The following is a 19,939-nucleotide window of genomic DNA, read 5'->3' as shown; positions in this document are numbered from 1 at the left end:
GAATAATGTAAGTTTAGGGTTTGCCTATAAAAAGATGTATATATGACTAAACAATAATAAGGTGTCAAAAAGCAGACTCAACATATAACCTAATCCGTTGTTGATTAGGCAACACTAATTATATTAGACAAAGTTTTATCGTATCTTACAAAAATGTAATATCTATTTAATAAAATTCGATGGTTACGACCTCCATTATTTTTTATAATAAAATCAATAGTTGTTAGAAATAAAGGAGCGATGATATATGATAAAGATTTTCAATATAATTATTTGCATTATTGAGGTACTTGTAGATGGTAAGCGGGTAGTAATCGAATTAAATGACCAAATGAGTTAAAATGCAATAAACTATTAGTTTAGAGGGGTGTCTTACTTGTTCTAATACATTGATTAGGATCTCTTCTAAGGATCTATCGTCTGTGATGAAACGTGGTAACTGTTCATTTATTTGTTGCACGAACCACACTACATCGTTTTCTTCTGATAAATATTGATTGAAAAAAAGCGGCGTTGCTCCATCAATTACCCAGGCTACATTTTGATAGTGACCTACTGTATCTTCATTAAAATTTGCGCTTCCTTTGTGATTACAAGAAAATAATTTTTTCATCATAAAACCCTCTTTTGGTTATTTAGTAATCTATATTAACATACTTTAATTCTAATGTTCCGGCTTTGCATGTGGTATCTGTGAATGCTAGTTGTTTTTTTGGGGGATTATTGGTTATCATATTGTACATACCTCTTCCCTAGTCAATTAAGTTTTATCAAAAGTTAAAGTGGTATGTCTTTTTGCACTTATTAATGATCCTACTTATTCAGGTACTAGCAATACAGATGTACATAAAAATTATGAGCACTGGAAAAACCACGTCACTTATTTTAACAAAAGCATAGGTGGCCATTTTTTGTTCGCCTATAATAAAAGCACCTTAATAATTTTTGACGGTCCCCTATAGTATATGGTGGAATCGGGTGCCAGATTAGGATAAAATAAAGAGATTGGCATCAAATATACAAAATGAGATTTGCTCATAATATAGAAAGATAAATAACAAATTGAATAGAGGATTCCAATTGGAACGCAAAAATAGGAGCAATGATAACAGGCGAAAAGCGCCAATCATATTAACTACTAGCTGAATGGACTCGCATAACGAATGCGTTATTTATAAAGGTTAGTTCTTGGTTCATCGTAAAGTAAACATAAAGGAGACACAACATGGAATTTTTTAACTACATGGAACAGTATGACTACGAACAATTGATATTCTGTCAGGAAAAACAATCTGGTTTAAAAGCAATTATTGCTATCCACGATACAACCTTAGGACCTGCATTAGGTGGGACGCGTATGTGGACATACAATTCAGAGGAAGAAGCAATTGAGGATGCGCTTCGTTTATCACGTGGCATGACGTATAAAAACGCTGTAGCAGGATTAAACCTTGGTGGAGGAAAAACTGTAATTATAGGTGACCCACATAAAGATAAAAATGAGGAAATGTTCCGTGCATTTGGTCGTTACATTCAAGGATTGGATGGACGATACATTACGGCAGAGGACGTTGGAACGACTGTTGCTGATATGGATCTAATCCACGAAGAAACAGATTATGTCACAGGAATATCGCCTGCATTTGGTTCTTCAGGGAATCCTTCTCCAGTAACTGCTTATGGTGTATATCGTGGAATGAAAGCTGCGGCGAAGGAAGCGTTTGGTACGGATTGTCTTGAAGGAAAGGTTGTTGCTGTGCAAGGAGTGGGGAATGTTGCATATAACCTGTGTAAATACCTTCATGAAGAAGGAGCTCAGCTAATTGTAACAGATATCAACAAAGACGCTGTTAATCGGGCGGTTAAAGATTTTAATGCTAAAGCGGTCGAACCAGATGATATATATGGAGTAGAGTGTGATATTTATGCACCATGTGCACTAGGGGCAACGATAAACGATCAAACCATTCCAAAACTAAAGGCAAAAGTAATTGCAGGTGCAGCAAATAACCAATTAAAAGATAATCGACATGGAGACTTTATTCATGAAATGGGCATTGTTTATGCGCCTGATTATGTAATTAATGCAGGTGGAGTTATTAATGTGGCCGATGAACTTTCTGGATACAACAGAGAAAGAGCATTGAAGAAGGTAGAATCGATTTATGATAATATCTCACAAGTTATTGACATTGCAAAGCGTGACAATATCCCAACATATAAAGCAGCAGATCGCTTAGCAGAGGAAAGAATTGAGCGCATGAGAATTTCCAGGAGTCAATTTTTGCAAAAAGGACATCATATTTTAAGCCGTAGATAAGCACATATACGTAAACTACCTCCTAACAAAAGGAGGTAGTCTTTTTTATACGTTAGGAAAGCATTCCTGTAATAAAGCAAAATGAGGATTGAATAAAAAAAGCCCCCTTGGTATGATACGAGGTGTCCAGAGCTGATCAGCAAAAAGGACCCTTAAATAAACCAAGGAGGACTATCATGCATTATAAACAAAATGAAAAGATATTACAACTGTCTGAACAAACTTTGATTATTGGAGTGGATATAGCCAAAGAAAGGCATGTTGCTCGCGCTCAAGATTACCGAGGCATACAATTTGGAAAAGTGCTGTATTTTGACAATAGTTTGGAAGGCTTCCAACGATTTGAGTGTTGGAGAAAAGAGTTAGCGGGGCAGCACAATAAAAGTGATTGGATCATCGGTATGGAGCCTACCGGCCACTATTGGCTGCCATTCGCCTATTGGTTAATGGAAAAGCAATATAAAGTTGTAGTTGTTAATCCAGCACATGTGAAGAAGTCAAAAGAGCTGGATGATAATTCACCAACGAAGAATGATGTAAAAGACGCTCGAGTGATTTCGCGCTTGATTCAAGATGGACGCTACGCTGATCCGCACTTACCAGAAGCCATTTATGCAGATCTTCGGGAAGGGATGAATATGTATGAGCAGTTAATGAAAGATCTTCAAGCTGTTCAAGGGCGTGTTCATCAATGGTTGGATCGGTATTATCCAGAATATACGAAAGTCTTTGCGAATTGGGAAGGAAAAGCATCGATTCAACTATTGAAGCTGGGATTATTCCCGGAAGAGGTAGCCAAAATGGATGAAGAACGCCTTCTACTAGAAATGCGCAAAGAAGTGAAACGAGGAATTGGATTAAAAAAGATCCGCCATCTAAAAGAAGTATCAAGTGAATCTGTGGGGATCAAAGAAGGAAGAAGGATGGCGAGGGTGAAAATCCACACCTTGATGGATCAATATGCCCTCCTCCATCAAAAGATAAATGAAGTGTTGGACATGGTAAAAGAATTAATTAGACCGATTCCTGGTGTGAAAGAAATGACAGATATAAACGGAATAGGCGAAATAACGGTTGCCTCATTTTGTAGATCTTTCCCAATTGTTCGGACTTTATGATGCGGATGAACCGTTGAATTCGATCTTAACCACAGGGAAAGGTGGGATTATCGGTGTCATTCTGGGAGTTTTTATATTAGCTAAATTAGAAAAAATGATCCGTAAGAAAGTGCCTGATGTATTAGATTTAATTGTTACCCCTGTAGTGACACTGCTTATCACAGTAGCCATCTTTGTCTTCATTATTATGCCTGTATCTGGGATATTCTCTGATTGGCTGGTTAGTGGACTGAGTGTCATCATTGGTTCTGATAACACAATCGTTAGTATTATTTCAGGTTATATTCTGTCTGCTGTATTCTTACCAATGGTCTTACTAGGACTGCATCACGGCTTAATTCCCATTTACGCGATTCAATTAGACGTACTTGGGGGTGTTTCACTCTTCCCAGTACTGGCGATGACAGGTGCAGGACAGGTCGGTGCATCTATCGCTATTTATTTAATTTGTAAAAAAGTAGGGAACCAGCGAATGAAGCAAATTATAGCGGGTGCGTTACCAGCTGGAATTCTTGGTATTGGGGAGCCTTTGATTTACGGTGTTACTTTACCACTAGGGAAACCATTTATTACCGCGGGCTTGGGAGCTGGCTTTGGTGGAGCATACGTGATGATGATGCATGTCATGGCGAATGCCTGGGGTCCTTCTGGATTGGTGGCGGTTCCTTTAATGCAAGCAGACAAAATGATTCATTATGTGATCGGTATTTTGATCGCGTATACAGGTGGTTTCATTATTACACGGCTATTTATTAAAAAAGAAGATGTTGCCAATGCCTAAACCGCTAGGGCTTTCTGTATACGTCTCTACTTTTACATCGCAATTACCGATTCTAGAAAAGCTCAAGGAAACCAACAGTTACATTTTTACATCCTTTCATATTACCGAAGAGCTGGATGATGATTATGTAACAAATGCAAAAAATATGTGTAGCTGGCTGCATCAGTATGGCTTTCATATTATTGCGGATGTATCACCAAAAACGTTAGAGATTTTTGCTCAACCTGATCTATTAGAGTTTGCAGAAGATATGAAAGTTTCGGTGCTCCGTCTGGATTACGGTTTTGACGAAGAGGAAATAAAGAGGGTTGCAAAGCAAATGCCAATTGCCTTTAATGCATCCACTTTATATCCAGATGCTCCATTGACATTTAAAGGTCACCAGATATACGCCATGCATAACTTTTATCCAAGACCGGAAACAGGGTTAGATTGGAAGCTTTTTGCAACAATCAATCTAGCAATCAAGCAAAACAGATCTCCACAAGTAGTGGCATTCATTCCAGGGGACGGTATACTTCGTGGTCCGATTTATGAAGGTCTTCCAACCCTTGAGAGACATCGAGGATTACCACCGTATGTTGCTTATTTAGACCTGATCAAGAACAGTTCTGTGGATCAGGTGTTTATCGGTGATGTCAGTATTTCAGATGATCAGCTGCAACTGATTGAAGACTATCGATCAACCGGAGTTATCGCTCTTCCTGTACAGTTTGCATCTGATTTTGAATATTTGTACGATCATGTGTATACCATCCGTGTGGACTCACCCAGCGGTTTAATGCGACTGCAGGAATCGAGGAGCTATGCCTCTCAGGGAAAACCGATAAAAGCACAGCACTGTACGGAAAGAAACAGAGGGAGCATCACAATAGATAATGAAGCGTATAAGCGTTATTCGGGAGAAATACAAATCATGCGTGAACATTATCCAAAAGATGAAAGAGTGAATGTTATTGGAAAGCTCTCAGAAGAGTTTGTCCCGCTTGTCGATTGTGTGAAAAATGGAGATAAAATACGATTTGTCCATATTTAAGATAGAAGTGAAAGATGCAAGAACCGCTCGTCAGTTCAGGGAACATTTGAGCGGTTCTTATTTATGTGTAAATTAAGTATACGAGTACAGTCATAAAGAGGCAAATTGCAGAAGTAATTATGCTCAAGAGGAAGGGTGGGTTCTTATAATACGGATTATGTAAAGTGGAACTGTATGCCAATGTGGTAATGTTGACATGTTTTATATGCTTAACAAAGCCCCGGAAATATGCTCCACGTCCTGTGGGAAACGGCTTCAGATGGGCTACTACTTGTGCTACTTCTTTGCTGTCTTGTGCCGAAGAAGCTCGCTTCGGAGCAATACTTGTAGACACAGGCACAGCCTCGCAGGACGCGAAGTGGTTGGCCGGAGCGGTATCCAAGCACATGAATCATTTCAAAGTTACCAGATAGCTAGTTAACATAATCCGTATTACAGGCAGCTTTATATATGCTTAAGTTAACGAAATTAAGCCAAATTTTCTTGAATCTGTTTGTTATATGTAAATTTAATCCAAGATGTTTTGACGCAGGGCTCCCAATAAAATATGATAAAGAGAGACTTCAATCAGTGGGAGTTTTGACCCCCACTGATTGCTAGCGAAACTTATCAGGAAGTTATCGTCCGTTTAGCCCCCACTTAGCTTCTTATTTGTCTCTCGAATCTTGAAGTGGAGGTATTACGGACGGTTAGCGCCGTGATAAAAGAAAACAATCAGTTTAGTAACTAAACCAATGTTAGGGTGTTCATAATGAAAATTTTATTAGTGGAAGATGATAAAACCATTGCATCGGGTCTGGAATACTCTTTGCAAAAGGATGGATATGAGACAGAACTTTGTTATAATACGGAATCAGCAAAAACCATTTTAACCGAAAAATTAGATGAAATTGATTTATGTTTGTTTGATTTATCTCTACCGGATGGAAGTGGCTATCAATTGTGTGAGTTTGTCAAAAATCGGAGTGATAAGCCGGTTATATTCCTGACGGCGCTAGATGATGAAGTGAATGTTGTGATGGGGCTTGATATGGGAGCGGATGATTATATTACGAAGCCGTTTCGTATTCGTGAGCTTATATCACGGATTAAGTCTGTTTTCAGAAGATACAATAAGCAAATACAGTCACAGCCGAAATCGGTTATTGAAATAGAAAACATCCGAATTAATACATTAGAAGGAAAGATCTACAAAAATGGCGAAGAAGTTCAGATTACAGCATTAGAATATCGTCTGTTTTTGATTTTTGCCAATCATATTGGACAAGTGTTAACAAGAAATCAGCTGTTAGAGCGAATCTGGGATGTGGCTGGTGATTTCGTTAATGACAATACACTAACGGTTTATATAAAGCGTTTACGAGAAAAGTTGGAAGATAATCCGCAAAGACCAACGATAATTAAAACTGTGCGTGGCATGGGTTACAAGGTTGGTGAGTAAGAATGCTTCGCAACCGGGAAATCCAACGATTTGTCTTGACTCAAACCATTATCTGTCTTAGTTCAACGGTTCTGATGGCTATTTTTGTGTCACTCCAGGCAGCATTATTTTTATTGATTGTAACGGCATTAGTATTTATCGTTTCTTTGTATTTTACCAAAGAGCGGTATCGTGAAATTGAAAAGCTTTCTAGTTATTTGCGAAAAATATCAAGTGGAGATTATAAACTTGATATCCGTGATAACCATGAGGGAGAGTTAAGTATTTTGAAAAATGATATTTATAAAGTTACCTTAATGCTATCGGAACAAAGCTCTTATTTACAACAAGAGAAAATCAGGTTAACAGATGCCATCTCAGACATATCACATCAGTTAAAAACACCACTAACTTCCATGATGGTAATGGCTGATTTACTAAGCGATCCAAACCTCAATGAAGCAAAACGGGAAGAATTCACCCGAAATATACGTGTTCAATTGGAAAGAATAGAGTGGCTTGTTTCATCTTTATTAAAACTTTCAAAAATAGATGCAGGAACAGTTTTGTTTAAAAAAGATACGATTTATGTTCAGGAATTGGTGAAAAAGGCATCAGAGTCTGTATTAATCCCAATGGATATCAAACAGCAAACTTTGAAAATAAGTGGAGATGAAGCTGTTACTTTTGCTGGTGATTTTAATTGGACTGCAGAAGCATTGATTAACATATTGAAAAATTGTGTTGAAAATACCGATGAAGGTGGCGACATTTCAATTTCTATTTCAGAAAACGCCTTATTTACTGAAATAATAATCGATGATACGGGTAAAGGAATCCCGAAAGCAGACCTCCCTTATATTTTTAAACGGTTTTACAAAGGGAAAAATGCTGGAGAGGATAGCATTGGAATCGGCCTTGCCTTATCCTATAGCATTATTACAAATCAGCAAGGTGATATTGAAGTGAAAAGTGAAATTGATAAGGGAACTACCTTCCAAATCAAGTTTTATAAACAGGTCATTTAACTAGTAAGGCGTTTCTTCTTTCGTATGAAAAGTGGCAGGTGACTAAATTGTCACTTTAAAGTCACTTCATAGTCATTTTAGATAGATATACTAAATGCAACATCAAACAAATGGAGGTATTCGAATGAATATTTTACAAATAGACAATTTATCTAAAGTGTATGGGAAAGGAGAAACTGCAGTGAAGGCATTGGATGATGTGTCGTTCTCAGTGAAAAAGGGAGAATTCGTCGTGATCATCGGGCCTTCGGGGTCGGGAAAATCAACCTTACTTCATTTGCTGGGTGGTGTTGATCGTCCAACAAGTGGGAATGTTCTTGTTGATAATACAGATATATACAAGTTGAATGAAACACAGTTAGCCATTTTTCGAAGAAGACAAATTGGCTTAATCTATCAGTTTTATAACCTGATTCCTATTTTGTCAGTTGAAGAAAATATCACATTGCCTTTACTTTTGGATCAACAGAAGGTCGATCCAAAACAATTTAACGATATTGTCTCTATACTAGGTTTGGGTAATCGCTTGTCACATTTGCCAAATCAGCTATCGGGCGGTCAACAGCAGCGGGTATCGATTGGTAGGGCATTGATAGGCAACCCTGCGATTATGCTTGCAGATGAGCCTACTGGTAACTTAGATAGTAAGAATAGTGATGAGATCATGGAACTGCTGAAAATGTTTAACAAAACATTTAATCAGACATTAATTGTGATTACTCATGATGAGCGTATTGCGTTACAAGCAGATCGGGTGATTTCGATAGCAGATGGAAGAATTGCCAAGGATGAGGTGATTCGTCCATGAACATCATGAATAAACTGACAGTTAGACACTTGAAAAAGAACAAAAGAAGAACGTTGATTACGATTATTGGTGTCATTATTTCTGTCGCAATGGTTATGGCTGTTGCGACGTTGGGGGTATCTTTTCTAGATTTAATGAAGAGGCAAACAATTGCCACATCAGGGGAATGGCATGTCGAGTATTCCGAAGTGACGAAGGAGCAAGTGGAATCGATTGCGAACGATGAATCGACGAGTAAACTTGTGATTAGAAATAATCGTGGATATGCAAAATTACAAGGATCAGAGAATAACAACAAACCATATTTGTTTATTCGAGAGTACAATGCGCAAGGTTTTAAACAGTTTCCGGTTGAGCTAAGCAAAGGTCGCCTTCCACAAGCAGCAAATGAAGTCGTCATTTCAGAAGAGATTATTAATGATGCTGAAGTTGCATACAACATTGGTGAGAAAATAACACTTGATATTGGCCAAAGGATTGTCGAAGGATGGAAGGATCCATTAGAACAGAAAGATCCACTTGAAAAAAATAAAAGTGGAGTAGTCGAAGAATTGCGGATTGATGAATCTGAAACATTTAAGATTGTTGGGATGATTGAGCGTCCGATATGGGAACCCACATGGTCACCAGGCTATACAGTGATAAGCTACGTCGATCAAAAATTATTGACACAACAAGATAAAGTAGATGCAATGGTCGTAATGGATAAGGTGAATGGATCTCTGTATGAGAAAGCAGAAAGGCTGGCAGATCAAAATAATATAGAAAAAGTCGAATATCATGATGAATTATTACGCTATTATGGTGTAACAGACAATGACAATCTTCGAAGAACATTATATTCACTAGCAGCAATCATTATGGCAGTCATCATTATTGGCTCCGTTTCTTTGATTTATAATGCGTTTGCCATTAGTGTTTCGGAACGAGCAAAACATTTAGGAATGCTTTCAAGTGTGGGTGCCACAAAAAAGCAAAAGCGTAATTCTGTGTTTTTTGAAGGAGCAATCATTGGAGGAATCAGTATTCCGATTGGCATCGTTGCTGGACTTTTAGGCATCGCTGTTACCTTCTGGTTTATTAATTCATTTATTGAAGAGGCATTAAATGTTACGGAGAAGCTAGAGGTTGTTGTTACCCCTTGGTCGGTAGTGATTACTTGTATTATTTCGATCATGACGATATTTATGTCATCCTACTTACCAGCAAGAAAAGCATCCAAAATTTCTGCAATCGATGCGATTCGTCAAACCCAAGACATCAAATTGACTGGAAAAGCAGTGAAAACCTCGAAGCTTATCCGAAGCATCTTCGGCATGGAAGCTGAGATTGGCTTAAAAAATCTAAAAAGGAATAAAAGAAGATACCAAGCAACGGTATTTTCACTCGTGATAAGTATTGTACTATATTTATCTGTCTCATTCTTTACAACTAACATAAGTAAGTCAGTTGAGCTATCGCTAGATGATATTAATTATGATATTCAAGTATATGGTGGGACATTGGAGGAATTAGAATCGTTTACTCATCTTGAGGGGTAACCGACGCTAACTTGCAAACCAGACTCCAGCTTACGGCGCCGATAAAAGAAGAAGCATGGCCAGAGGCACTACGTGAGGAAGTAGAAGAACAGCAGCTCCCATCAGATAATGGCAAATATAATTATAATGTGAGCTTGTATGGTTTAGATGCATCGAGTTTTCAAGAGTATGCTGAAAAAATAGGAGCAGATTCAGAAAACTTTCTGGATACTGAAAAACCGACAGCGATTGTCATCGACAAAATAAAATACCAAGATTATCAAGAAGGTAAAATCATTGAAACTAATTCAATTAACGCAACGATTGGTGAAAGGATTAACTTAGTATTCACAGACTACGAGTCGAATGAAGAAACATCCCTAACTCAAATGGAAATCGGAGCCCTAACGGATCAGCTTCCAATGGGAATAACCACATTACGAATAGGTGGATTAAATGTCATCATCCCGCAAAAAATGATGGATCAACTGACTAATCAGCTAGACAATCCAACTGATGCGTATTTATACATCAATAGTTCTGACCCGGAGACTACGCAAAAGGCAATTGAAAATGAATCTTCAGATATGTATGTGTATAATGTGTACCAGCAAAAGCAGAACCAGCAGCAGCTTATATTGTTCATGTCCGTCTTTACCTATGGCTTCATCGCCTTAATTTCTATGGTATCTATAGCGAATATATTCAATACGATTTCAACCAGTATTTCACTCCGAAAGCGAGAGTTTGCAATGCTGAAATCCGTTGGAATGACACCAAAGGGCTTTAATAAAATGATAAATTATGAAAGTATTTTTTACGGTGTGAAAGCAGTGTTATACGGATTGCCTATTAGTTTAGTTGTTATGGGATTGATGTATTGGTCTTTACGCAGTACCTTTGAGTATGGATTTATGATTCCATGGCTGAGTATTATTTACGTCATTGTAGCGATTTTTATCATTGTTAGTGTGGCGATGCTTTATTCGATACGGAAGATCAAGAAAGAGAATATTATTGAAGGCTTAACCCAAGAGAATATTTAAGATTTATAGAGAAAACAGGTGCAGTCCAACATAGAGAGGATGGTGCCTGTTTTTTTGTAAGCAAAACTGATAATGACTGCCATAAAGATAGGTAACGGATTATGTAAAGTGGAACTGTATATCAATGTGGTGATTTTGAAATGTTATATATGCGTAGCAAAGCTCCGGAAATATGCTCCGCGTCCTGTGGGCACGGCTGAAGCTAACTTTGTAAAGAAGACCGCGGAGTGGTTTGGTTGTCCGGAGCGGTATCCCAGCACATGAATTATTTCAAAATAAACACTAAGTAGCTAGTTGACATAATCCGCATTAAAGGAAGTCATATGCCAGCTTAATATTTCAAGATACACGGTTCTGACATGCCTTATTAATGAATATACTCATTACAAATGTTAGAGTATCTAGCGTTCAAATACCACCGCATTGTAAGCGTTTGCTGATTTGCTCTATCATTAATTCCATTAGGAAAGGATGGGGAAGGTTAATGAGTCAAACACTCACTGAGAAGCAGAAATGGTATTGGAAGAAAAATATCAAACTGATCATTATCTTACTAATTGTCTGGTTCCTGGTTGGACTAGGTGCAGGGGTATTATTTGCTGAACCGCTCTCTAAGATCCAATTTTTAAATGTATCGCTGTCGTTCTGGTTTGCTCATCAAGGGGCAATACTGGCATTTATCATTCTGATTCTAACGTATGCGATTCGAATGGATAAGCTTGATAAACAGTATAAAGAAATGCTGGAAGAGGAAAAAAGCTAGATTAAGGGAGGGGATTACATGAGTGTTGAAGTCATTACCATTATTCTTGTACTAATCACATTTGCCATTTATACGGGGATTGGCTGGTGGTCAAGGGTTAAGGATACTTCCAACTTCTATGTTGCAGGACAAGGTGTTCCGACAATAGCAAACGGTGCTGCGATTGCAGCAGACTGGATGTCAGCGGCCTCTTTTATTTCGATGGCAGGACTTGTCGCATTCCTAGGGTATGACGGTACGATCTACTTAATGGGCTGGACTGGCGGCTATGTGCTTTTAGCGTTATTACTTGCCCCTTATTTACGTAAGTTCGGTAAGTTTACGGTGCCAGACTTTATTGGTGATCGTTTCTATTCCAATGGTGCTCGTGCTGTTGCTGCAGTTGCAACGATATTTATATCACTGACGTATATTTCAGGTCAGATGCGCGGTGTCGGGATTGTGTTCAGTCGTTATTTACAAGTAGATATCGTTATCGGTGTTTTAATTGGGATGGCTATTGTTGGTTTTTTTGCATTACTAGGTGGGATGAAAGGGGTCACCTGGACACAGGCGATTCAATATTTTGTCATTATTATCGCTTTTTTAATCCCGGCGTTTGCCATTTCTTTTCAGTTAACAGGTAATCCGATTCCACAGTTAGCTCTAACAAGCAGTGATATTGTTGAGCGTCTGGGAGAGATACAAATTGATCTCGGTATGACAGAATATATGGCACCATTTACCGATCTGTCGATTCTTAACGTATTTATGATTACATTAGCATTGATGGCTGGGACTGCCGGTCTTCCGCACGTAATCGTTCGCTTCTACACGGTGAAAAGTGTACGTGCTGCACGTTGGTCAGCGGTCTGGGCAATCATTTTTATCGGACTACTCTATTTAACGGCTCCTGCTGTTGGTGCGTTTGCTAAGTACAATTTAATTGATACGATTGCAGACAAACCACTAGAAGAAGTGCAGAATATTGATTGGGTAAATAAATGGGAGGCAACAGGGTTATTGCAATTAGACGACCTGAACGGCGATGGAACAGTCAATTTTACTGGTGGAGAAGATAATGAAGTAGTTATTGATGGGGATATTATTGTGTTGTCCACTCCTGAAGTGGCGAATTTATCACCTTTCATCATTGCACTGGTTGCGGCCGGTGGATTAGCGGCAGCCTTATCGACGGCATCTGGTTTGTTAATTACGATGACGAGTGCGGTCTCACATGATATCTATTACCGGATTTTTAATAAAAAAGCCTCTGAATCTCAAAGGTTGCTGGTGGGTCGTATTACGCTGCTTGCTGCATTGGCTGTAGCCGCATATGTCGGTATTAATCCACCAGGCTTTGCCGGTGAAGTGGTGGCACTTGCATTTGGTTTAGGGGCGGCCAGTTTGTTCCCTGTTATTCTCTTGGGTATTTTTGATAAGCGAATGAATAAAGAAGGTGCGGTCGCTGGTATTATCACTGGTTTAAGTTTTACGCTGATCATGATTGGTGCTATTCTTTCTCCATCTATTTTTGGAACAGAGGAACCAATTCTAAATAGCTTCTTTGGTATTAATGCTCAAGGTGTTGGGGTAGTGGGGATGGTGCTCAACTTTATCGTCAGTTTCATCGTATCCCGTATGACGCCAGAACCTCCTAAAGAAATACAGAAATTGATAGAAAATGTTCGTGCGCCTGAGTTAGATGAATAATCAACGCTCGCTGTAAAGGAGGAAGAAGATGGATTGGACACTGACTATTGCCGGGTTAGTAGTAATTGTATATATTATCCATCCATGGTTTGATATTCAAACGTTTCAAAAAGTGATCGGGATAACCTTTTTTCTGGAACTCTTCTATTTAACAGGTCATTATTTAATGGCCTGGCCTTTCCCTACACCACTTGTACTTGTTCAGCTTTTTGTTGTATCAGGGCTCGGGGTGATGTTAGGGGTAGTCTTCTCGCGGATTTGGCCACTGCCATTGGAAAAAGGCTTCGAGCGGATCATCCGGACATTCCTGATCGTTATTCCATCTCTTGGGTTAGGGATGGGGCTGCAGGTTCTTTTACAAGGAACTCAGCCGACTCAGGCGATTTATTTACTGTTCGCATTAGCAGCATGGCTCGGATCAGGCAGATTTGTGCGTGAGGATAAAGAATTGCCAATTCAACAAAAAAGGGTAGAAAGTACAACTTGAAATAGAAAGTTACATGTAGGAGTACAAATCGTGCAGGATTTGTACTCCTGTTTTTATGGCTATGACAGGGGATGTGGCTCGTTACATATTATAATAAAAAGCTAATTGATAGCTAGTCTTCTTTTCTGAATCCAATATTAACAATTTCTAGTCTTGAAAAAAAGAAATAGATGTGAGCAACTGAGGTGCTTGATATAGTTGATAGATATGAAAATCAGAAAATTTATAGGGTGCTGTTTTTAATGTTAGAATACTATCAGAAAAGGTTAAGTAATAAATAAATGGAAAAGGTGGCATACATATGAAAATGTTTTTTCGTTTTATCTATTCGTTCTTCCTGTTTGTAGCGGGTGTCTTGCATTTTGTTCGTGAGCGTGGCTTCCGCAGGATTGTTCCAAAAGTACTCCCTTTTCGGCGAGCAATTGTTTTAGTTACAGGGGTTTTTGAAATGACCTTTGCTGTCTTGCTCTGGGTGAAAAAGGGACAACAAATCATAAGCAAACTGTTAGCCTTGTTTATGGTGGCTGTCTTTCCAGCGAATGTGTACATGGCGGTAAAGAAAATATCATTCAGACCAGGGGAACAAGCCAATCCTTGGATCTTATGGTTGCGACTGCCGCTGCAAATTCCGTTTATTATTGGAGCGTTAACGTTGGGGAGGAAAGAAAAGTGATGCTGGATGCCTCTACATCTGGGCTTTTTTTCAGCAAGACCCTCCATGCTATAAAAAAAACTGCCTTCTAACGAAAGAAAAGACAGGTTTTTTATCAATATCATAAGTATGCTAATACCGATGTTGCACAGGTCCAATATAAGTTGACGACTGAATTGGCGCAACAGCTTGCTGCCACAATTGCTGGTTCAAACCATACGTGTACGCCATCACATCTGAAGGGGTCAAGCGTAACAAGTCTGATCCGAGAATAACCTCTGGATTTGGTGCATCGAAGATTGCTAATAAATGTGTGTGATCTGTCATTGCTATTTCGTAATGCCACCAGCCTTGAGGGATACTGACCACCTGACCGGGAGTAATTTGGAATTGCAGAAACTGTTTTGTATCTGGATTCAATATGGCTATCAGTGCAGATCCACTGATGCAATAGACCAGCTCTGATGCATTTTGATGGTAATGCGGTTCGACAATATGCTGATTGCTTAAGAAGATATCTAGTAAGGAAACATTTTTCAAACTGTTCAGCTGCTTCTGACCGACGATGTTAATATAGTTTTGATTGTCCTGGACGAAGAAGGGGCTGTTATTGACATCAAACTTAAATTGTAAGCTTGTTGTTGATCGTACATGTTTTTCCCACCTTTCCCTATAAAATATGCGAATGCCCAGAAATTGTTCTTTCCATTTCTCCACTCCTGCACACACACCTATATATAAGTCGAATACGCTAGTTATAAAGTATGCGGAGAACAATAAAATCGCCTTAATCAAAAAAATGAAGATAGAAGGGATGGAGTGGGGTGAAAAAGAAAAAATTTCTAGTACTAGGGCATCCTCGCAGTGGAACAGGATTCACTGCGGAATTATTGAGACAATTCGGATATAATGTTGGTCATGAATCAATGGGAGTGGATGGCATCAGCAGCTGGATGTTTGCTGTTGATGAATACCAGGTGTTTATTGATCCAAAAATCAGACGGCCGGATTTCGATTTTGATTACATTATCATGTGTGTGCGAAATCCGGTAGATATGATTAGCAGTGTGTATTATACAGAGAATCTGTCACCTTTCAGTCTTAATTTTCGGAAGAAATATGTGAATTTAGATGGTTTAAATAATATAGAAGTAGCTGTCAAAAGTGTATTGGAATGGTATCGTCTGATTGAATTGCAGCGACCTCATCTGAAGCTTCGAATTGATCGCGATCCGGAACTGAAGCTGCATGCCTTTTTAAAAAGATTCGTCAATCCGCAGACAGCGCCAATTCCTAAACTAGGTAAAGTAAATACACGAAAACATAATGAATTGAGCCTAGAAGTCATTATCGAGCATTGCAATCCAGCCTTACGGGAAGAACTGGAAGTATTCTGTCATTTGTATGAATACCGCTTATCCTTCAACAGGCAATAAAGGAGCTGCTAAATCATTATGATCATTTCACATAAGCATAAATTTATTTTTATTAAGACGAGAAAAACAGCAAGTACGAGCATTGAGATATTCCTTTCCAGATATTGTGGTGACCAAGGTAATCAGTTCGAAAGATGAGAAAATAACAAAAAATTCGGCAAGCAATCGCAGCATTATCAGAGGTTCTATAACCATATGCGAACGCAGCAGATTAAAAGATCGTCGGAGAAGTGATATGGGAGGATTATTATATATTCTGTTTTGATCGGAATCCATGGGATAAGGTTGTTTCTTACTATTACTACATGAATAGTAGCAAAAAAGATTTCAATCAATTTCTGGAAAATCAACATCATCAGGCAGCTTTTAATTTTCCGATGTATACGATTAATGATGAAGTTATGTGTTGATAAAATTGGCCGCTTTGAACATTTGCAAGAGAATTTAGCAGAAATTTGTGACACAATTGGTATTCCTTTTGATGGGTGACTGCCTAATGCAAAAGGCGATTACAGAAAAGACAAACGACCATATCGTGCCTATTATACAGCTGAACAAAGAGCTCTCATTGCAAATAAATTTGCTAAAGAAATTGAGTTGTTTGATTATTCTAACGAAAAAAAGTGTACACAATATTGTACACTTTTTATTTGTACGTTAAGAAAGCATAAAATTTTAGCAATGAAGGAGCTCGACGTAGTGAAAATATAGAGTGTACCAAGTATAAGAAAAACGATGGCACTCGCTAAAAGACGAGGCGAATGCAGAGTTTTTTAATCAGATAAGAAAGCATATAATCCGCGATACAAAGTGATTTCTAATGGAGCAAAGGAAAAAGCCAGATTTAGTGAGAGATTTATTTAATCGTATAGTGCTGCTCAATCGGACAAAACCGAGGTCGAGAAGCATTAAAATGTCCGATAAATATCCCGTGAAAACACCTGCCACAACTCCATCACACTGTTTACTATTAATAAATACTTCCACAAGTGACTATTGTTTCATGCTCATTTCATATAATGGAAAGCCCGATTGAGCTAGGCGTAATCCATATTATAGGTAGTTGTATATATACTTACGTTAGTTAGGACTGAGCGGATTTATGCCCGATTTTCTTGTTTATTCCATTTTTTTTGGATAAAGACAGTCGTGATTACGATCAGGGCACTGAACAAGAGGCAGATCCAAAATCCAGGTCGTATTGATTGATCAAGTAATGTACCTGTAACTGCTAAACATATGAATAGAAGGCCAACAAAATAGATGCCCTTTTTGGTTATGTTTGTCTTCGGTAACAGACGCCAGGCAGACAGAATAATAAATGTCCAATTTCCTAATAGCATGATGCCGGCAGCGGTGGTTATATACTCGTAAATACGATCGGGAAGCAGGAGTGCAGTAATCACGGATGCAACAAGACCGACAGTAGCAAGTAATAGAGAAGGAAGCGGCAACTGTTTAAATGCTTTTGCCTTTTTTGCGAATAGGCGTGGCGCATCGCTATCCTCTGCCATTGTTACGAGCAATGTAACCACACCGAATAAAGCAGCTGTCAGTGTCGAGAAGCCTGCTATTATGATTGCTCCATTAAAAAGTGTAGGGAAAATACTCCATACGTACGCTGATAATACGGTAACAAACGGACTTTCATCTATTCGAAATTGGCTGACGGGAAGGAGCCAGACAGCAAGTAAAAGTGATAGCGGATAAAGAACAGCAAGAATACCAAGCATCACTTGTCCTGTTTTTGGAGCATCTTCTTGCTTCTTTAAGCGGATTGTCATCAATCCAATCACTTCGATTCCGCCAAATGCGTAGAGCGCATAGATTAAGGAGCTCCAGAAACCGATCATGCCATTGGAAAACCAATTTTCAGCAGGGATAGCAACAGTCGAATTGACTTCCGAAAATCCGCCGGCAATTACAAAGATAGCCAAAATAATAAAGATCACGATTGCGGCTGTTTTTATTACTGCCAGTATATCTTCTATGCGATCAAAACCCCTTGTGCCAAGAAGAATAACGGCAATTGCTAACACAGCATAACCGGCAGCAAATATCCATAACTCTATCTTGGGAAACCATTCTTTCGTTAATAGCGCTAGCCCAATCAATTGGCTTCCCATTATTAAAATACTGGATATCCAATAATTCCAACCACAACTGAAGCCAGCCCATTTACCGAAGGCTTTTTCCGCATAATAACAAAAGGATCCAGCTTGCGGGTCTGCTGCTGACATCGATGCTAAACAATGAAAGACGATATATGTACAAGCGGTTGCAATAAGAAAAGAGAACACAATCGATGGTCCTGTTAATTGCAACCCGATACCTGATCCGAGAAAGAAACCAGTTCCTATTGTACAGCCCAGTCCTGTAAATACTAGTTGCCACCATGTAATTTGATTCGTTGAATTCTTCATTTTGCATACCCCTTAACTAAATATGTTTAGTATGAGGTAAGATGATCTAAAATATAACGATGAGTGCTTGATAACCAAAATAAATACCGAATCCTATCAGGGATAATCCTGTTACAATGGAGATAAGGGTCAACGTTTTTCCCGGCAGTACTTTACGTGAACCGCTGGAGACAATCGCCATCAGGAGATCCCACGACATAATACCAATGACGATAGCAGTGCTGCACCACAATATTTGCTCTGTCTGGTATTTTTCCATCGTATCGGCAAGTACTGAACCGTATATACCGAGCCAAAACAAAATCGATAAAGGATTACTAATCGATAAGAGGAAACCTGTGGTAAATGTTTTCCGCAAGGAATGTCTTTCCGCTTGTCCATCTAATTGATGAGAGGACATGATACTCTCGAGCCCCGTGTATAATAAAACAAAGGAACCAAATAACCAAAGAAAGGTTTTTGCAAATGGGGTTTCAAGTAAATGAACCATACCGAAATAGATGGCAATAATAAAGCATAATTCGGCTAGAATAGATCCGATTCCTAGTATCCAGGCATGCAGAAATCCATTTTTTATGCCTTGATTAAACTGTGCCGCATTAACCGGACCAATTGGAGCTGCTAAGGATACACCTAACAATAAATAACTGAAAAAAAGGCTCAAATTGTTCACTCCTATATGAAAAGATAGCTTGTACTATTTTATTGGAGTAAGGACCCATATATGAATGAAAAGGAGAGATAATTAATGCAAGTAACAATGGAATGGACATACAGGACACCAAAAGGCACGAAAGCAAGCTTTTATTCGGAACAGCTTCATGCAAAAGAGGCGTTAATGGTTGCGGCAGATATGGAGAAATGGCAACGAATAGAGTCGCTCATGTTTGTTGATTATCGAGGGAATCGTTGGAGTGAGAAACAATTACTTGCCTATACAGAAGAAATTGTGACCGAACCTCATGATATTACGGTCTTTTTCGATGGAGGATTTGAACTTGCTCAGTATAAAGCAGGATTAGGTTGTGTGGTATATTATCACCAGAATGGCAAAGCGTATCGCCAGCGTTTCAGCAAGTTCCTAGAGGAAATCAATACAAACAACGAAGCAGAATACGCTTCCTTATACCAATGTCTTGAACTGCTGGAGGAGTTAGGTGTACATGATTTGCCTGTCACGTTTAAAGGGGATTCAAAGGTAGTTATCCATCAGCTGGCAGGCGAATGGCCTTGTATGGAAGAAACGCTGAATCGCTGGGCGGACAAAATTGAATGGAAACTTAACCAAATGGGGATCGATCCAGTCTATCAAAGTATTCCTCGAAAAGAGAATAATGAAGCACACAAGTTAGCTGCAAAAGCTTTAGATGGTGTCGAGACCAATAGTACAATCGAAGTGTAATAGACAA

17 protein-coding genes and 1 pseudogene are annotated in these 19,939 nt (G+C 38.8%); 14 read left to right on the top strand and 4 right to left on the bottom strand.

Annotated features, from left to right (window positions below; genetic code table 11):
• Window positions 1-319 precede the first annotated feature (319 nt).
• Window positions 320-616: a hypothetical protein gene (locus MUN88_RS02815; protein ID WP_244720601.1), complete on the bottom strand. Its 297-nt coding sequence runs from the start codon at window positions 614-616 to the stop codon at window positions 320-322.
• Window positions 617-1,225: 609 nt separating this feature from the next.
• Between MUN88_RS02815 and bcd the strand changes: the two genes are divergently transcribed.
• The 12 genes and pseudogenes from bcd to MUN88_RS02755 all read left to right on the top strand — a co-directional run bounded on the left by bcd (window position 1,226) and on the right by MUN88_RS02755 (window position 14,692).
• Entirely contained in the window at window positions 1,226-2,320 is a 1,095-nt protein-coding gene (bcd, locus tag MUN88_RS02810; RefSeq protein ID WP_244720599.1) for a Leu/Phe/Val dehydrogenase, read from the top strand.
• Between the two features lie 176 nt (window positions 2,321-2,496).
• Complete coding sequence (locus tag MUN88_RS02805; protein ID WP_244720597.1) at window positions 2,497-3,438, top strand: IS110 family transposase; 942 nt, start codon at window positions 2,497-2,499, stop codon at window positions 3,436-3,438.
• Window positions 3,395-4,219 carry a PTS transporter subunit EIIC gene (locus tag MUN88_RS02800; RefSeq protein WP_244720595.1) on the top strand — a complete coding sequence of 275 codons (825 nt, stop codon included), beginning with the start codon at window positions 3,395-3,397 and terminating at the stop codon, window positions 4,217-4,219. Before MUN88_RS02805 ends, MUN88_RS02800 begins: the two co-directional genes overlap by 44 nt.
• Entirely contained in the window at window positions 4,212-5,255 is a 1,044-nt protein-coding gene (locus MUN88_RS02795) for a MupG family TIM beta-alpha barrel fold protein (protein WP_244720593.1), read from the top strand. The genes MUN88_RS02800 and MUN88_RS02795 overlap by 8 nt, the downstream gene beginning before the upstream one ends.
• Window positions 5,256-6,006: 751 nt before the next feature.
• A complete protein-coding gene (locus tag MUN88_RS02790; RefSeq protein WP_244720591.1) occupies window positions 6,007-6,696 on the top strand; it encodes a response regulator transcription factor in 690 nt (229 codons plus the stop codon).
• A 2-nt stretch (window positions 6,697-6,698) separates the two neighbouring features.
• Window positions 6,699-7,703, top strand: a complete 1,005-nt coding sequence (locus MUN88_RS02785) for a sensor histidine kinase (RefSeq protein WP_244720590.1) — start codon at window positions 6,699-6,701, stop codon at window positions 7,701-7,703.
• Between the two features lie 124 nt (window positions 7,704-7,827).
• Window positions 7,828-8,511, top strand: coding sequence for an ABC transporter ATP-binding protein (locus tag MUN88_RS02780; protein ID WP_244720588.1), 684 nt, complete (start codon window positions 7,828-7,830; stop codon window positions 8,509-8,511).
• Window positions 8,508-11,077: pseudogene (locus tag MUN88_RS02775) on the top strand (ABC transporter permease). The gene MUN88_RS02780 and the pseudogene MUN88_RS02775 overlap by 4 nt, the downstream one beginning before the upstream one ends.
• Window positions 11,078-11,561: 484 nt before the next feature.
• Window positions 11,562-11,840 (top strand): DUF4212 domain-containing protein, encoded by a 279-nt coding sequence (locus MUN88_RS02770; RefSeq protein ID WP_244720586.1) that lies wholly within the window; start codon window positions 11,562-11,564, stop codon window positions 11,838-11,840.
• A gap of 18 nt (window positions 11,841-11,858) precedes the next feature.
• The gene (locus MUN88_RS02765) at window positions 11,859-13,532 is read left to right on the top strand and encodes a sodium:solute symporter family protein (protein ID WP_244720583.1); all 1,674 of its coding nucleotides are present in this window, start codon (window positions 11,859-11,861) and stop codon (window positions 13,530-13,532) included.
• A 28-nt stretch (window positions 13,533-13,560) separates the two neighbouring features.
• Window positions 13,561-14,019 (top strand): hypothetical protein, encoded by a 459-nt coding sequence (locus MUN88_RS02760; RefSeq protein ID WP_244720580.1) that lies wholly within the window; start codon window positions 13,561-13,563, stop codon window positions 14,017-14,019.
• Window positions 14,020-14,320: 301 nt separating this feature from the next.
• Window positions 14,321-14,692, top strand: a complete 372-nt coding sequence (locus MUN88_RS02755) for a DoxX family protein (RefSeq protein WP_244720577.1) — start codon at window positions 14,321-14,323, stop codon at window positions 14,690-14,692.
• Between the two features lie 111 nt (window positions 14,693-14,803).
• Here the strand turns inward: MUN88_RS02755 and MUN88_RS02750 are convergent, their stop codons facing one another.
• On the bottom strand, window positions 14,804-15,352 hold the full coding sequence (locus MUN88_RS02750; protein WP_244724297.1) for a cupin domain-containing protein: 549 nt from the start codon (window positions 15,350-15,352) through the stop codon (window positions 14,804-14,806).
• Between the two features lie 143 nt (window positions 15,353-15,495).
• On the opposite strand from MUN88_RS02750, the gene MUN88_RS02745 reads away from it, so the two are divergent.
• Window positions 15,496-16,107, top strand: a complete 612-nt coding sequence (locus MUN88_RS02745; RefSeq protein ID WP_244720574.1) for a hypothetical protein — start codon at window positions 15,496-15,498, stop codon at window positions 16,105-16,107.
• A gap of 1,100 nt (window positions 16,108-17,207) precedes the next feature.
• Here MUN88_RS02745 and MUN88_RS02740 read toward each other — a convergent pair.
• Entirely contained in the window at window positions 17,208-18,530 is a 1,323-nt protein-coding gene (locus MUN88_RS02740) for an amino acid permease (protein ID WP_244720571.1), read from the bottom strand.
• A gap of 46 nt (window positions 18,531-18,576) precedes the next feature.
• The gene (locus MUN88_RS02735) at window positions 18,577-19,203 is read right to left on the bottom strand and encodes a LysE family transporter (protein ID WP_369809935.1); all 627 of its coding nucleotides are present in this window, start codon (window positions 19,201-19,203) and stop codon (window positions 18,577-18,579) included.
• A gap of 75 nt (window positions 19,204-19,278) precedes the next feature.
• Here MUN88_RS02735 and MUN88_RS02730 point away from each other — a divergent pair, with 75 nt between their 5' ends.
• Window positions 19,279-19,932: a reverse transcriptase-like protein gene (locus MUN88_RS02730; RefSeq protein WP_244720565.1), complete on the top strand. Its 654-nt coding sequence runs from the start codon at window positions 19,279-19,281 to the stop codon at window positions 19,930-19,932.
• Window positions 19,933-19,939 lie beyond the last annotated feature (7 nt).

This window comes from Gracilibacillus caseinilyticus, from assembly GCF_022919115.1.
In the GTDB taxonomy this organism is placed as follows: domain Bacteria; phylum Bacillota; class Bacilli; order Bacillales; family Amphibacillaceae; genus Gracilibacillus; species Gracilibacillus caseinilyticus.
The sequence above is the reverse complement of the archived record's forward strand: the minus strand, read 5'-3'. Positions and strand labels throughout refer to the sequence as shown.